The sequence below is a fragment of the Ferrigenium straubiae genome (genome assembly GCF_051257895.1).
Lineage (GTDB): Bacteria > Pseudomonadota > Gammaproteobacteria > Burkholderiales > Gallionellaceae > Gallionella > Gallionella straubiae.
Window position 1 is genome coordinate 836,111 of record NZ_CP194331.1, and the last position, 17,247, is coordinate 853,357.

The window sequence follows — 17,247 nt, forward strand, 5'->3', positions numbered from 1 at the left end:
ACAAATTCGACGTTGTAGCGCGCAGCTCATTCCGTTTAACCATTGGTAATATCAACAGCCAAGAACTATGGCCCTGAACTTGATCAATCAGTGACAGATCACAAATACCCGTTGATGACCGCAGTTTATTGCGATGTGAAGAACCCAGCTGTATCCACCATCGCGTATGTATCCAACTCACAATACTTGAGCAGATTGTGAGCTTTAACGCCCCGCTCGGACGGATCAGTCTCAAGATTAATGTTGCCCATACAAATAAAAACGACACTAACTTTATTGTTGTTATTCATAATAATATGTTTCGATAAGCCAGAAAAATTGAAGCAATTTTAGTGTATTTCACACCTTATAAAATCAATATGTTGCAATTTAGTTTTGGGGAAACCTTCGAGTCAACTGAATATCGATACGAGGGTTTTGGAAGTGCAAATTTTGGATAACTGCACTTCCACGAACAGAGGCATTAAACGTCCTGCAGAATAGCTGAGCTTGGCTATGAGCCAGGAATAACGCGCCCGACACCGGCGAGGCGAGGTACTTCTGGTATGCCGTAATAAGCGTGCGGCAGTCCGTTAACAACCCAGCCTCTCCAGCCCCTCCTTGAGCCCCGTGAACGTGTGCATCTGCTGGCCGTTGCCCGCTCCCATCTGGGAAATGCCCTGGCGGCCTCCGGAGCCGGAGAGGCCGAGCCTGGAACCAGCGCCTGGGTCGGCATAGATGCCTTCATCGCCGCCGGATTGCTCGAGGTGTTTCTTGAGCCGTTCATTCATCCGCTCCCATTCCGAGCTGATGTCACCCGAGACACCCTTGGCAACGTTCCGCTTAACCTGCCAGTCGATCTGCCCTCCCCAGGAGCCATGCCGATCCAGGGTGCCGAAGGAAGAATATTGCTCGCTTACGCTTTCCTCATCGAACCAGGAGCGGATCAGTTCGTCCGTGCGGCGGGTGCCGGAATCCCCGGCATCCTGCTGCGGGGTATCGTCCTTGTGTTTTTTCGCATCGGAGGAGTGGTCTTGCTGCTCCTGCTCGTTCGGGTGCGCTGCGGAAGCCGTCGGATAATTTTTACCGGCTTTCGCGCCCGGACGGCCCGGTGCGGCGCCGGCGCCGTCGTTGCGGTTATGGTCGTGGCCGGCCGGTGGGGCGTCTTGGCCGTTGCCCAATCCTTCGTTGCCGTGGTTGACCGAGATGCGGAAGACATCCGAGGCGGAGAGGCTGCCGGCCGTGCTGCCGCTGGCGGCCACCTTGTCGGTGGCGGTCACGCGGACATCCACGAAGCCGGTTTCCTTCGGGGTCTCGCCCGAGAAGGTGCGGGTGGCGGCATCGAAGTTCAGCCAATCCGGCAATGCCGAGCCGTCGGCCAGCGTCGCGGCATAATCGAGCGTGTCGCCCTGATCGATGTCGGTGAAGCTTCCGTCCGGCACCTGCCAGGAGAAGTCTTTGTGGAACGTGAAATTCTGGTCGGCCAGCGGTGCGACCAGGATGGGCGCGTCGTTCGCCCCGTTCAGGAAGATATCCAGCACCGAGGATGCGCCGGTGATGCCGTCCGTCGCGGTGTAGCCGAAATGCTCGACGACCTGCGCGTCGCGCCCCAGCGACTGCACCGCCATGGAGGCATTGTCCACGGCATAGCTGTAACCGCCGTCCGCCGCAAGGGTCAGGGTGCCGTAGCTGCCTGCCCTGGTTCCGGCATCGGCCACGCTCAGGACGGTGCCCCGATCGACATCGCTGTCGTTGGCGAGCACATTGCCGGTTGCCACGATGCTCAGGTCTTCCTGGACGGTGGCCGTATCGGCAACGGCGACCGGTGCGTCGTTGACGCCCGCGATGGTCATGCTGACCTGCGCGGTGCTGGTCGCTCCTGCCGTGTCGGTGATGGTGTAGTTGAAGGTGTCGGTGACGGTCTCGCCCTGGGCCAGCGACTGGTAACGGTCGCCGATGTCGAACACCAGGTTGCCCGCCGCATCCATGCTGACCGCATTGCCGAGGGCGGTGATGCTGTCGAATCCGGCGATGGACAGCGTATCGCCCACATCCGGGTCGGTGTCGTTGGACAGCAGGCTCGCCGCCGTAAGCGTAGTTTGCGGCGTGTCTTCATCCATCGTCGCGCCGTCGCCGTTGGCCTGCGGGCCGTCGTTGACGCCGGTGATGGCGACGTTCACGGTGGCGGTGGAAGTTGCCCCCGCGCTGTCGGTCATGGTGTAGCCGAAGCTGTCCATGACGGTCTGGCCCGCCATCAAGCTGTTGAACTGGCCGCCGTGGTCGTACACGATTTGGCCGTTCACCAACGACACGTTCGAGCCCAGCGCGGAGACTGCGTCCACGCCGACGAGCGCCTTGGTGTCGCCGATGTCCGCGTCGGTGTCGTTCGCCAGCAAGACGCCGGGCTGGATCGCAAGCAGGCTGTCCTCATCGATGGCGGCCGCATCGTTCTGCGCCACCGGCGCGTCGTTGGTGCCGGTGATGGTGACGGTGAGCGTGGCCGGGGTGGCCGCGATGCCGTCGGTCGCCTGGTAGGCGAAGGTCTCGGTGACGGTCTGCCCGGCCAGGAGTCCCTGCACGGCGGCACTGGCGTTGTCCAGCGCATAGACATAGCTGCCGTCGGCGTTCAGCACCAAGCTGCCGTAGTTGCCTTGTAGTGTGCCTGCATTGGCGACGCTCAACACGGTGCCTTGATCGATGTCGGTGTCGTTGGCAAGCACGTTGCCCGTCGCGGTGAGAGCGGAATCTTCCTGCACGGCGGCGGCATCGTCGGCCGTGACCGGGCCGTCGTTCACGCCGGTGATGGTGACGTTTACTATGCTGCTTGCGGTCACACCCTTGCTATCGCTGATCGTGTAGACAAAGCTATCGGTTGCAGTTTGCCCTTGCGCCAGTGACTGGAACAGCGTGCCGATGTCGTATTGCACCTGGCCGTTCACCAGCGCCACGGCTGCGCCGACAGCGGAGGTTCCTACGGAAATCACGGAAATGACATCGTTGGTATTCGGATCGGTGTCGTTGGCCAGCAAGGCCGCCACCGGCACATTCATTACGCCGCCATCCTCATACACGGTGAACGCGTCCGGGTTGGCAACCGGCGGGCGGTTCAGCAGCCCCTCGATGCCGGCATGATCGAGGAAGGAGCCGTCGCCGAATTCGATACGACTTACCCCTTCGCCTTGCGCGAACCAGTTGTTCAGCGTGATGAAGTCGGTAGTGCCGAGCACATTAATGACCATATTATCGCCATCGCGCACGCCTTCCAGATTGGCCTCGGTCAGACCGCCGCCGATGTAGAGCGTATCGCTGCCCAGTGCGTCCACGATAGTGTCCGCACCATCGCCGGAATTAAACACATAGCGGTCATTGCCCGCACCGCCCATCAGGGTGTCGTTACCCGCACCACCGATTAGCGTATCCGCGCCAGCGCCGCCATCGAGCAGATTCGCACCACTGTTCCCGGTGAGAGCGTTGTCGAGTGCATTGCCGCTGGCGTTGATATTCATGGCACCAGTCAGCACGAGGTTCTCGACATTGTCCGAGAGGGTATAGCTCACGCCGGACTGAACAGTGTCGATTCCCGCATTGGCCGCTTCCACCACCATGTCACCCACATTGTCCACCACGTAGGTATCGTTCCCCATCCCGCCCGCCATCGTGTCAGCCCCGATGCCTCCATCCAGGGTGTCGTTGCCTTCCATGCCCGCAAGCGTATTGTTTCCGCTATTGCCCGCGATGAAGTTATCCAGCGCGTTGCCCGTGCCGTTGAGGCCGGCAGTCCCCGTGAGAAGCAGGTTCTCGATATTGGCGCTCAGCGTGTAATTCGCACTGGCCAGAACCGTATCGAGTCCTTCATTCGCTGCCTCCACGACAACATCGGCTGTGTTATCCACCACGTAAACATCATCGCCCATCCCGCCTGCCATGGTGTCTGAGCCGGCACCGCCGTCGATCAGATTGTTGCCTGCATTGCCGGCAATCGTATTGTCGAGTGCATTGCCTGTAGCGCTGAGCGCCTCCACGCCGGTCAAAGTGAGGTTTTCGATGTTATTGCCAAGGGTATAACTGATGCTGGACTCGACCGTGTCGATGCCCGCATTCAGCGCTTCGGTCACCACGTCGCCGATGTTGTCCACGACGTAGGTGTCGTTGCCCAAGCCGCCAGCCATTGTGTCCACGCCCAAGCCGCCGTCCAGCGTGTCGTTGCCCGCGTTGCCGGTCAGGGTGTCGTTGCCTTCCAGGCCGGAGAGGACGTTGTTGCCGGTGTTGCCGGTGATGACGTTGTCCAGTGCGTTGCCCGTGCCGTCGATTGCCGCCGTGCCGGTCAGGATCAGGTTCTCGACGTTGCCGGTCAGGGTGTAGCTGATGCCGGATTCGACCGTGTCGATGCCCGCATTGGCGTTTTCGACCACTGTGTCGCCTGCGTTGTCCACCACGTAGGTGTCGTTGCCCAGGCCGCCCATCATCGTGTCGGCACCCAGGCCGCCGTCGATGCGGTTGTTGCCGCTGTTGCCGACGATGAGGTTGTCCAGCACGTTACCCGTGCCGTTGATCGCGGCCGTGCCCGTCAGAGTCAGGTTCTCGACGTTGTTGGTCAGGGTGTAGCTGATGGAGGACTGGACGTTGTCGATGCCTTCGCCAATATTCTCGGTGACGAGGTCGCCCGCGTTGTCTACCACATAGGTGTCGTCGCCTGCTCCGCCCGCCATGCTGTCCGCGCCTGCGCCGCCGTCCAGCACGTTCGCGGCCGTATTGCCGGTGATCGTGTTGTTGAGCGCATTGCCCGTGCCGTTGATGGCATCCGCACCGGTCAGGGCGAGGTTCTCGACGTCTGCTCCCAGGGCATAGGAGATGGAGGACTGCACCGTGTCCGTCCCGGAATTCAGCGCTTCCGTTACCACGTCGCCTGCGTTGTCCACCACGTAGGTGTCGTTGCCTGCTCCGCCCGCCATGCTGTCCGCGCCAATCCCGCCGTCCAATGTGTCGTTGCCCGCATTGCCGATGAGGGTGTCGTTGCCGTCCAGGCCGGAGAGGATGTTGTTGCCGGTGTTGCCGGTGATGACGTTGTCCAGCGCATTGCCCGTGCCGTCGATCGCGGCCGTGCCGGTCAGGGTCAGGTTCTCGACGTTGTTGGTCAGGGTGTAGCTGATACTCGACTGGACGGTGTCGATGCCTTCGTTGAGATTCTCCGTCACCACGTCGCCTGCATTGTCCACGATGTAGGTGTCGTCACCCGCTCCACCCGCCATGCTGTCTGCGCCTGCGCCGCCATCCAGCAGGTCGTTGCCGTCGCCGCCGATCAGGGTGTCGTCGCCAGCGCCCGCATAGAGGGTGTCCGCGCCCAAGCCACCGTCCAGCACGTTCGCCGCCGTGTTGCCGGTGATGATGTTGCTGAGCGTGTTGCCCGTGCCGTCGATGGCATTCGCGCCGGTCAGCGTGAGATTCTCGACGTTGTCGGTCAGGGTGTAGGTGATGCTCGACTGCACGAGGTCGGTGCCCGCGTTCAGTGCTTCCGTCACCACGTCGCCTGCATTGTCCACCACGTAGGTGTCGTTGCCCGCTCCACCAGACATCGCGTCCGCGCCAAGGCCGCCGTCCAGTATGTCATTGCCGTCGCCACCGATCAAGGTGTCGTCGCCAGCGCCGGCATAGATGGAGTCCGCACCCGCGCCGCCATCCAGCACGTTCGCCGCCACGTTGCCGACGATGAGGTTGTTGAGCGCGTTGCCCGTGCCGTCGATGATGTCCGCACCAGTCAGGGTGAGGTTCTCGACATTGTCGGTCAGGGTGTATGAGATGCTGGATTCAGCGGTATCGATGCCGGCGTTGATTGCTTCGATGACCAAATCGCCAGCGTTGTCCACAACATAGGTATCGTTGCCTGCACCACCGCTCATGCTGTCTGCACCCGAGCCGCCGTTCAGCACGTTTGCTGCTGCATTGCCGGCGATCACGTTATCCAGCGCGTTGCCCGTGCCGTTGATCGCCGCCGTGCCTGTCAGGGTGAGGTTCTCGACGTTGCCGGTGAGGGCATAACTGACGCTCGACTGGACGCTGTCGATGCCTTCATCAATGTTCTCGGTGACGAGGTCGCCTGCGTTGTCCACCACATAGGTATCGTCGCCCACTCCGCCCAGCATGGCGTCCGCACCCGTACCGCCGTCCAGCAGGTCGTTGCCCGCGTTGCCGGTCAGCGTGTCATTACCCGCCAAACCGTACATTCCGTTATTGCCGCTGTTGCCGATGAGAATGTTATCCAGTGCGTTGCCGGTGACATCGATATCCGCACTGCCCGTCAAAGTGAGGTTTTCGATGTTATTGCCAAGGGTATAACTGATGCTGGACTCGACCGTGTCGATGCCCGCATTCAGCGCTTCGGTCACCACGTCGCCGATGTTGTCCACGACGTAGGTGTCGTTGCCCAAGCCGCCAGCCATTGTGTCCACGCCCAAGCCGCCGTCCAGCGTGTCGTTGCCCGCGTTGCCGGTCAGGGTGTCGTTGCCTTCCAGGCCGGAGAGGACGTTGTTGCCGGTGTTGCCGGTGATGACGTTGTCCAGTGCGTTGCCCGTGCCGTCGATTGCCGCCGTGCCGGTCAGGATCAGGTTCTCGACGTTGCCGGTCAGGGTGTAGCTGATGCCGGATTCGACCGTGTCGATGCCCGCATTGGCGTTTTCGACCACTGTGTCGCCTGCGTTGTCCACCACGTAGGTGTCGTTGCCCAGGCCGCCCATCATCGTGTCGGCACCCAGGCCGCCGTCGATGCGGTTGTTGCCGCTGTTGCCGACGATGAGGTTGTCCAGCACGTTACCCGTGCCGTTGATCGCGGCCGTGCCCGTCAGAGTCAGGTTCTCGACGTTGTTGGTCAGGGTGTAGCTGATGGAGGACTGGACGTTGTCGATGCCTTCGCCAATATTCTCGGTGACGAGGTCGCCCGCGTTGTCTACCACATAGGTGTCGTCGCCTGCTCCGCCCGCCATGCTGTCCGCGCCTGCGCCGCCGTCCAGCACGTTCGCGGCCGTATTGCCGGTGATCGTGTTGTTGAGCGCATTGCCCGTGCCGTTGATGGCATCCGCACCGGTCAGGGCGAGGTTCTCGACGTCTGCTCCCAGGGCATAGGAGATGGAGGACTGCACCGTGTCCGTCCCGGAATTCAGCGCTTCCGTTACCACGTCGCCTGCGTTGTCCACCACGTAGGTGTCGTTGCCTGCTCCGCCCGCCATGCTGTCCGCGCCAATCCCGCCGTCCAATGTGTCGTTGCCCGCATTGCCGATGAGGGTGTCGTTGCCGTCCAGGCCGGAGAGGATGTTGTTGCCGGTGTTGCCGGTGATGACGTTGTCCAGCGCATTGCCCGTGCCGTCGATCGCGGCCGTGCCGGTCAGGGTCAGGTTCTCGACGTTGTTGGTCAGGGTGTAGCTGATACTCGACTGGACGGTGTCGATGCCTTCGTTGAGATTCTCCGTCACCACGTCGCCTGCATTGTCCACGATGTAGGTGTCGTCACCCGCTCCACCCGCCATGCTGTCTGCGCCTGCGCCGCCATCCAGCAGGTCGTTGCCGTCGCCGCCGATCAGGGTGTCGTCGCCAGCGCCCGCATAGAGGGTGTCCGCGCCCAAGCCACCGTCCAGCACGTTCGCCGCCGTGTTGCCGGTGATGATGTTGCTGAGCGTGTTGCCCGTGCCGTCGATGGCATTCGCGCCGGTCAGCGTGAGATTCTCGACGTTGTCGGTCAGGGTGTAGGTGATGCTCGACTGCACGAGGTCGGTGCCCGCGTTCAGTGCTTCCGTCACCACGTCGCCTGCATTGTCCACCACGTAGGTGTCGTTGCCCGCTCCGCCAGACATCGCGTCCGCGCCAATCCCGCCGTCCAGTGTGTCGTTGCCCGCATTGCCGATGAGGGTATCGTTGCCGTCCAGGCCGGAGAGGGCGTTGTTGCCGGCGTTGCCGGTGATGACGTTGTCCAGGGCGTTGCCCGTTCCGTTGATCGCGGCCGTGCCGGTCAGGGTGAGGTTCTCGACGTTGTTGATCAGGGTGTAGCTGATGGAGGACTGGACGTTGTCGATGCCTTCGTTGAGGTTCTCGGTGACAATGTCTCCTGCGTTATCGACGATGTAGGTATCGTCGCCCGCTCCACCCAGCATGCTGTCCGCACCGGTATTGCCGTCCAGTACGTTATTGCCGCTGTTGCCAATGATGACGTTGTTGAGCGCGTTGCCGGTGCCGTTAATATTGGCCGCACTGGTTAGCGTCAAATTCTCCACGTTGGAAGTCAGCGCATAGCTGACCGAGGAATAAACCAGATCGGTGCCGGCATTGACGGCTTCCGTTACGATGTCGCCTGCGTTGTCCACGATGTAGGTATCGTTGCCCGCTCCGCCTGCCATGCTGTCGGTGCCCGCGCCGCCGTCGATGACGTTCGCGCCGCTGTTACCGGTGATGGCGTTGTTCAGCGCGTTGCCCGTGCCGTCGATGTTGGCCGTGCCGGTGAGGGTGAGGTTTTCGATGTTGTCGGACAGCGTGTAGGTCGCCGAGGCGTAGACGCTGTCGGTGCCTTCGTTGAGGTTTTCCGCAATGGCATCGGCCGTGCTGTCCACGTAGTAGGTGTCGTTGCCCACTCCCCCCGCCATCGTATCCACACCTGCGCCGCCGTCCAGAACGTCGTTGCCCGCATTACCCTGCAGCAGGTCGTTTCCGGCTTCGCCGTACAGCGCATCGTTGCCGTCGCCGCCGATCAGGGTGTCGTCGCCCGCTCCCGCATAGAGGGTGTCCGCACCCAGGCCGCCGTCCAGCACGTTCGCCGCCGCGTTGCCGGTGATGATGTTGTTGAGCGCGTTGCCCGTGCCGTCGATGGCATTCGTGCCGGTCAGGGTCAGGTTCTCGACGTTGTCGGTCAGGGTGTAGGTGATGCTCGACTGGGCAAGGTCGGTGCCCGAGTTTAGTGCTTCCGTTACCACGTCGCCCGCATTGTCCACCACGTAGGTGTCGTTGCCCGCTCCACCAGACATCACGTCCGCGCCAAGACCACCGTCCAGTGTGTCGTTGCCCGCATTGCCGATGAGGGTGTCGTTGCCCTCCAGGCCGGAGAGGATATTGTTGCCGGTGTTGCCGGTAATCACGTTGTCGAGCGCGTTGCCCGTTCCGTTGATCGATGCCGCACCCGTCAAGGTCAGGTTCTCGACGTTGTTGGTCAGCGTGTAGCTGATGGAGGACTGGACGTTGTCGATGCCTTCGTTGAGGTTCTCGGTGACGAGGTCACCCGCGTTATCGACGATGTAGGTGTCGTCGCCCACCCCGCCCAGCATGGTATCGGCGCCTGCACCGCCATTCAGGGTGTCGTTGCCTTCCAGGCCGGTCAGTACGTTCGCACCGCTGTTACCGAGGATGATGTTGTCGAGGACGTTACCCATGCCGTTGATCGCGGCCGTGCCGATCAGGGTGAGATTTTCGGTGTTGTCCGTGAGCGTGTAGGTAATGGACGACTGCACGAGATCCGTGCCCTCGGCAAGATTTTCCACGACGAGATCGCCGACGTTGTCCACGATATAGGTGTCATCGTTCAAGCCGCCCTGCATGGTGTCCGCGCCCGCTCCGCCGTCCAGAACGTCGTTGCCCGCATTGCCCTGCAGCAGGTCGTTTCCGGCTTCGCCGTACAGCGCATCGTTGCCGTCTCCGCCGATCAGGGTGTCGTCGCCCATATCCGCATAGAGTGTATCCGCACCCAGGCCGCCGTCGAGCACGTTCGCCGCCGCGTTGCCCCTGATGAGGTTGTTGAGCGCGTTGCCCGTGCCGTCGATGGTATTCGTGCCCGTGAGGGTCAGGTTCTCGACGTTGTCGGTCAGGGTGTAGGTGATGCTCGACTGGGCAAGGTCGGTGCCCGAGTTCAGTGCTTCGCTCACCACGTCGCCCGCATTGTCCACCACGTAGGTGTCGTTGCCCGCTCCGCCCGTCATCGCGTCCGCACCAATCCCGCCGTCCAGCAGGTCGTTGCCCGCATTTCCGGTGAGGGTGTCGTTGCCGTCCAGGCCGGAGAGGGCGTTGTTGCCTGTGTTGCCGGTGATGACGTTGTCCAGGGCGTTGCCCGCGCCGTTGATCGATGCCGCACCCGTCAAGGTCAGGTTCTCGACGTTGCCGGTCAGGGTGTAACTGATGGAGGACTGGACGTTGTCGATGCCTTCACCGAGGTTCTCGGTGACGAGGTCGCCCGCGTTGTCCACGATATAGGTGTCGTCGCCCGCATTGCCCGCCATGCTGTCCGCACCCGTGCCGCCGTCGAGCAGGTCATTGCCGGCATTTCCGGTCAGGGTGTCGTTGCCCGCGAGTCCGTACAGGCCGTTGTTGCCGGTGTTGCCGATCAGGATGTTGTTCAGTTCGTTGCCGGTCGCGTTGATATTATCCGTGCCGGTGAGAGTGAGGTTTTCGACATTGGATGCCAGGGTGTAGCTCACCGAGGAGAGCACGGTGTCGATGCCAGCATTGAGCGCCTCGACTGTCATGTCGCCTGCGTTGTCCACGATGTAGGTATCGTTGCCCGCGCCACCCGCCATGGTGTCGGCGCCCGCGCCGCCGTCGATGACATTCGCGCCGCCGTTGCCGGTGATGGCGTTGTTCAGCGCGTTGCCCGTGCCGTCGATGTTGGCCGTACCGGTAAGAGTGAGGTTTTCGATGTTGTCGGAAAGTGTGTAGGTCGCCGAGGCGTAGACGCTGTCCGTGCCTTCGTTGAGGTTTTCCGCAATGGCATCGGCGGTGTTGTCCACGTAGTAGATATCGCTGCCTGTTCCACCCGCCATGCTGTCCACACCCGCTCCGCCGTCCAGAACGTCGTTGCCGCCGTTGCCGGTCAGGACGTTTGCCCCGCCATTGCCGGTGATCACGTTGTCCAGCGTGTTGCCTGCGCCGCTGATGTCCGCCGCGCCCGTCAGGGTCAGGTTCTCGATGTTGCCGGACAATGCGTAATCCGCCGAAGCGAACACGCTGTCCGTGCCTTGCCCCGCGTTTTCAACGATTGCGTCCGCGCTGTTGTCCGCGTAGTAGGTGTCGTTGCCCAGTCCGCCCATCATCGTATCGACGCCCGCGCCGCCATCGATGATGTTGGCGCCGCTGTTGCCCGTGATCGTGTTGTCGAGTGCATTGCCGGTGCCGTCGATCGATGCCGCACCCGTCAGGGTCAGATTCTCGACGTTGTCGGTCAGGGTGTAGCTGATGGAGGACTGGACGTCGTCGATGCCTTCGCTGAGATTCTCGGTAACGAGGTCGCCCGCGTTGTCCACGACATAAGTGTCGCTGCCCGCGCCGCCCGACATCGCATCCGCGCCTGCGCCGCCGTCCAGCAGATCGTTACCCGCGCCGCCAACGAGCGTATCGTTGCCTTCCAGGCCGCTCAGGGTATTGCCGCTGTCGTTCGCGGTAATGACGTTGTCCAGCGTGTTGCCCGTGCCGCTGATGGCGTCGGCGCCGGTCAGTGTGAGATTGTCGAGGTTGTCCGCCAGCGTCCAGCTCAGGCTGCTCCTGACTGTGTCCACGCCCTCGCCCGCTGCCTCGGTGGTGACGTCGCCCGTGTTGTCCACGATATAGGTGTCATTGCCCGAGCCGCCCGCCATCGCATCCGCACCTGCGCCGCCATCCAGAAGGTCATTGCCCGCATCGCCTGCCAAAGTGTCGTTGCCCGCCATGCCATACAGGGCGTTGTCTCCGGCGTTGCCGGTGATGACGTTATCCTGCGCATTGCCCGTGGCATTGAGGTTGCCCGCCCCGGTGAGCGTGAGGTTTTCCACGTTGTCGGAAAGCGCATAATCCGCCGAGGCGAACACGCTATCCGTGCCCGCGCCCGCATTCTCGGCCACCGCATCGGCCGAGTTGTCCACGATATAGGTATCGTTGCCCGCCCCGCCCGCCATGGCATCCACGCCAGCGCCGCCGTCCAGCGTGTTGTCGCCGCTGGTGCCGGTAATGCTGTTGTCCAGCGCATTGCCGGTGCCGTTGATCGCGGCCGTGCCGGTCAGAATAAGGTTCTCGACATTATCGCTCAGCGCGTAGCTGACGCCGGCCTTGACGGTGTCCACGCCCTCACCCGCATTTTCGACGACCACGTCGCCCGTGTTGTCGGCGATATAGGTGTCGTCGCCCGCCCCGCCCAGCATCGTATCCGCGCCTTTGCCGCCATTAAGCGTGTCGTTGCCTTCCAGTCCGCTCAACGTATTGGCGGCATCGTTGCCGGTGATGACGTTGTCGAGCACGTTGCCCGTGCCGTCGATGGCCGCGGTTCCCGTCAGGGTGAGGTTCTCGACGTTATCGGTCAGCGTATAGGTGATGGAAGATTTGGCGAGATCGATGCCTTCGGCAGCATTCTCGATCACTGCATCGCCGCTGTTGTCCACCACGTAGGTGTCATTGCCCGTGCCGCCCAGCATGGTGTCCGCGCCCGCGCCGCCATCCAGCGTGTCGTTGCCTTCCAGCGCGGTGAGCGTGTTGTCCGCCGCGTTGCCGGTGATGACGTTGTCCAGCACGTTGCCCGTGCCGTCGATGGCTGTGGCACCGGTCAGGGTGAGGTTGTCGAGGTTGTCCGCCAGCGTCCAGGTCAGGCCGCTCCTGACGGTGTCGATGCCTTCGCCCGCCGCTTCAATCGTGGCGTCAAGCAGGCTGTCCACTACATAGGTGTCGTTGCCGGTTCCGCCGATCAGCGTATCCGCGCCAACCCCGCCGTCCAGCGTGTCGTTGCCCGCCAGTCCCGTCAGGGTGTTGTTGTTGCTGTTGCCGGTGATGACGTTGTCGAGTTCGTTGCCCGTGCCGGTCATGGCAGAACCCAGCCCCGTGCCTTCGGCGAGGTTGAGGTTCTCGACGTTCGCGCCGAGTGTATAGTCGAACGGCGCGATGACGGTGTCCGTGCCCTGCCCCCAGGACTCCGTGACGGTGTCGCCGATATTATCGAGGAGGTAGGTGTCGTTGCCGTAGCCGCCCGCCATCGCGTCCGCGCCGATGCCGCCGTCCAGGATGTTGTTGCCGCCATTGCCGGTGATGACGTTGTTCAGTTCGTTGCCGGTGCCGGTGACCGCGCTGCCGGTGAGGGTGAGGTTTTCGACATTGCCGCCCAGGGTGTAGTCGATGCCGGACTGCACGGTGTCGGTGCCTTCGCCTGCGTTTTCCGTGACGGCATCGCCCGCATTGTCCACCACATAGATGTCGTTGCCGGTGCCGCCGATCAGCGTATCCGCACCGCCTCTGCCATCCAGCGTGTCGTTGCCTTCCAGCCCGGTGAGCGTGTTATTGGCATCGTTGCCGGTGATGACGTTGTCGAGCACGTTGCCGGTGCCGTCGATGGTGGCTGCCCCGGTGAGGGTGAGGTTCTCGGCGTTATCGGTGAGCGTGTAGATGATGGAGGACTTGACGGTGTCGATGCCCTCGGCCGCATTCTCGACGACGAGATCACCTGCATTGTCCACGATGTAGGTGTCGTCGTCCGTGCCGCCCAGCATGGTGTCCGCGCCTATGCCGCCATTGAGCCAGTCGTTGCCCGCATTACCGGTCAGGGTGTTGTCGTTGCTGTTGCCGTTGATGACATTGTTGAGTTCGTTGCCGGTCGCGTTCAGTGCCGTGCCTTCGGCGAGGGTGAGGTTTTCGACATTCGCGCCGAGGGTGTAGTCGAACGGGGCGATGACGGTGTCCGTGCCCTGTCCGCTGTTCTCCGTAACGGTGTCGCCGAGGTTATCCAGGACATAGGTGTCGTTGCCGGTGCCGCCCAGCAGGGTGTCCGCACCTGCGCCGCCGTCCAGCGTGTCGTTGCCCGCGTTGCCGGTCAGGGTGTCGTTGCCGTCCATGCCATAAAGCGCGTTGTCGGCGTTGTTGCCGGTGATGAGGTTGTCCTGCGCGTTGCCGGTGCCCGCGATTGCGCCGCTGCCGACGAGGGTGAGGTTTTCTACATTGTCGGCAAGCGTGTAGCTGGCGCTGCTTTCCACCACGTCCACGCCGTTGGTCAACGGCGAGCCGGTGAGCGGGTCGGCGGTTTCGACGACGACATCGTTTGCATTGTCCACCGAGTAGGTGTCGCCGCCCGCGCCGCCGCTCATGGCGTCCGCACCCGCGCCGCCCAGCAGCCAGTCGTTGCCGTCGCCCCCGGTGATCGTGTCGTTGCCCGCACCGCCCGCGAGTATCTGGTTGATCGGGATGCCGCCCGGTGCGGTGGCCAGCGCGTTGAGCGTGTCGGCATCGATGCTGCCGAGTTGCAGGGTGGTGAGGTCGTAACTGCGCCCGTCGGCGAAGGTGACGGTGTCGAGTTTGTTCTTGTCCGAGGCAAACCAGTGCGCAACGGTGACGCTGTCGCGGCCGTTGATGTGGCGGAACACCAGCGCGTCGCCTTCCTGCGCGATGCTGATGTCGCCCGGGGTGATGGGGAGTTGGCCGGAGCTTGCCGATGCGCCGAAGTGCAGGGTGTCGATCCCGGTATCGCCGAAGGTTTCGAGTATGGTGTCGTGGCCGTCCCCGGCATTGAAGACGTAGGTGTCGTTGCCCGCGCCACCATGCAACAGGTCGTTGCCGGTTCCGCCGATGAGGGTGTCGTTGCCATTGCCGCCCAGCAGCATGTCGTTGCCTGCACCGCCGGAAAGAACATCATCGCCAATTTGACCGGCGACGATGTCATTGGCGCTGCCGCCGTCTACCGTGCCCGTGGCGTTGGTGTGGATGCCGCCGTTGTAGCCGAAGTCGGCGAGGGTGGTGGCGACGGCGGGGTCGGTTGCGTCGGTGGCTGCCCAATCGGTGAGCAGCGCGAGACCATCCCAGCCTGCGCCTTCCAGGGTGGCGCCCATCAGGCGGCGCAGGTCGAGCAGGTCGCCGATGGCTGTGTTGGCATTGCCGGTGTGGGCAGTCGTCAAACGTGTGTCGAGCGCGGTAAAGTCGAGACTGAAACTCCCGCCCGCATCCAGCGTCAGGCCGATATCGTCGAGGTAAGGCTTCAGGCGAGTCTGCACCACGAGCGCGTCGTACACCGATTCCTTGAGTGCGCTGTAAGCCTGGTCCAGCAGCGTAAGCTGGGTGAAATTCATAAAGATGCTGATATGGCTGCCGGTGATGCTCATGCCGGTGACGCCGCCTTGGGCGTTGGTGGTTTCCCACGGCATCTTGTAGAAGCTGCGTCCGTTGAACTGCTCGAGTGCATTGAGCCGTGCCTGATGCACCGCATCGAGGTTGGTGCTGATGGTGTAGCCGTGCGCGGCGGCTTGGGTTTGCATGTCTTCGAAGCCGGAGGTAGCGCCCCAGTCGGCGATCAGGGTATCGAGCAATGCGCGCTGTTCGTTGCGCGTGGTGGCGACAGAAAACTGACCAAGCGAATTGGCGAGGCTGGCGCCTTCAGTTGTCAGAATGCTGGCAGCCTGACGCAGGTCACGCACCACGCCCGAGCCGTGCATATCCGGAAGAGCTTGAGCTTCGGTGGTGAGCGGGATGGCGTCGGCAAAAGTGCGGTGGAAGGTGTCCACGGCGAGGTTGATGTCGGCCATGCCTGCCGTCACACCCGCCGTGCCCGTGGTGCCGTCGGTGCGGGTGTAGCTGCCGGTGTCGGCGATCTGGTTGCCATTCGATAGCAACTGGCTGTGATTGATGCTGGCGACGTTGAAGCTTTCGATGCCCAACTCGGCGAGGGTCTTGAGTTCGCCTGCTTGCGAAACTCCGTCCTGATTCAGGTCTTGCCACACGCGCAGATTGGAAAAATTCGCATCGGCAGAATTCACGACGCCGTCGGCATTGGTGTCTTGTGCAGCGAGCGCTTCGAATCCATCAGCGGCTTTACCAATCACAGCGCCGGTTGCATCAACCAGCGGCGTGGCATCGCCGAACAATTCCGTGCCGTCGTTGATAACGCCGTCACCGTTGCGATCCAGCACTAGAAAACCATCGTTGGGCGCTACCCAGCCCACACTGGTTTGCACGCCCTCGCCGGTGAGGTCGAAGTAGACGGGGTTGACGGCGTTGATGGGGACGGTTTCGAGGCCGTTGCCGTTCAAGTCCAGGGTCAAAGGATCGCGGCGAGGGACGAAGCGTTGGGCGGCGGAAAACAAATCGGCTATTTGATGGGCGACAACTTCGCCGCCGATGCCTCCTGCAATACCTGCCAATAAAGTGAGCCCGCCCGCAATGATCGCGCCCGCCGGGCCTGCGGCATAGAGCGGCAGCAATGCGCTACCCACGAGCTGGGCAGCCGCAAGGCCGCCAGCCAGTCCGCCCGCAAAATCCAGCAGGCCGTTCTTGATGATTTGTTCGGCCCCGGCGGTATCGCCGTTGGCATAGGCGGCGTTGGCATCAAATGCAATCAAGCCCAGTGCGAGGGCATCGCCAATGATGCCAAGCTTGTCGAGGTATTTTGCCGCTGCTGCGGTTTTGGCAGCATCGCCTGCGGCTTCGGCAAGGGTATGGCGTTCTTGTCCGTATTGTTGATAATGCTCATTTGCTAATTGAGCGTTAACTATTGTTTCGCGAGTCTGAGGCATCGATGGAGGATTACCCACCATGTCGGCAGGTAAATCGGCACCGCCAGTCAATCCGACTTTATTGAAGTAATCAGTCGTGCCTACGCCAAGCAGATTTTTGCCTGTTGCATCCGTCGCAATGGATAACGCGCGAGCTTGTTCTGCCGAGGCAGTATTGACTGCATCAAACACAACACGATTCGTGTAGTCGATATGCTCCGGCGTGATCGTGCTGGCGGAGTTCAACACATCAGCTCTCATCCGCACCAAATCTTCGCGAGGGATGCCGTTGATGGTAGGAGCATTGCTATTTAATGCTGCATCAATTTCGGTTTGTGCGAAGACACCGTCTATTGAGGCATTGGGGGTGAAGGTAAGAATATCGCCAGTCGCTGAACTGGCAAGATTGCGCGAGGCATCGTCCCAAAACGATGCGCTGCTGACGCGCGTGGTATTGGTCGCGTCGTAACCACCGTAGATTAAGTTGTAGGTTTGGTCAACACCACCAACAGCACTCTTAAGTGCTTCTGTGAAGTCCATATGACTTAATAAAGCATAAACTGGCGTATCCGCAATCGTCACGACTTGTTTCAATCCATTTCTCAGCGTGGCATTGCTGGTTGCCATCGCCACATCGGAGGCGTATTGACCACCTACTTTTCCGCTAAACAGCAGCAGCCTAGCATCCGGTGCCGCATTGACAGGAATGGCAGAGGTTTCATTCACCAGCCGCCTCAGGCCATCCACGCCTGTGTAGCCAGCCGTCCCAATCTTGCTCAGTGCTTGTTCTAAAGTCAGTCCCATGGTCGGCTCCCCG

General features: G+C 61.8%; 1 protein-coding gene. It reads right to left on the minus strand.

Annotation, left to right across the window (positions count from 1 at the left end; genetic code table 11):
• Nucleotides 1-572: 572 nt before the first annotated feature.
• Nucleotides 573-17,234 carry a VCBS domain-containing protein gene (locus ACRRNM_RS03840; RefSeq protein WP_435626917.1) on the minus strand — a complete coding sequence of 5,554 codons (16,662 nt, stop codon included), beginning with the start codon at nt 17,232-17,234 and terminating at the stop codon, nt 573-575.
• Nucleotides 17,235-17,247: the final 13 nt, after the last annotated feature.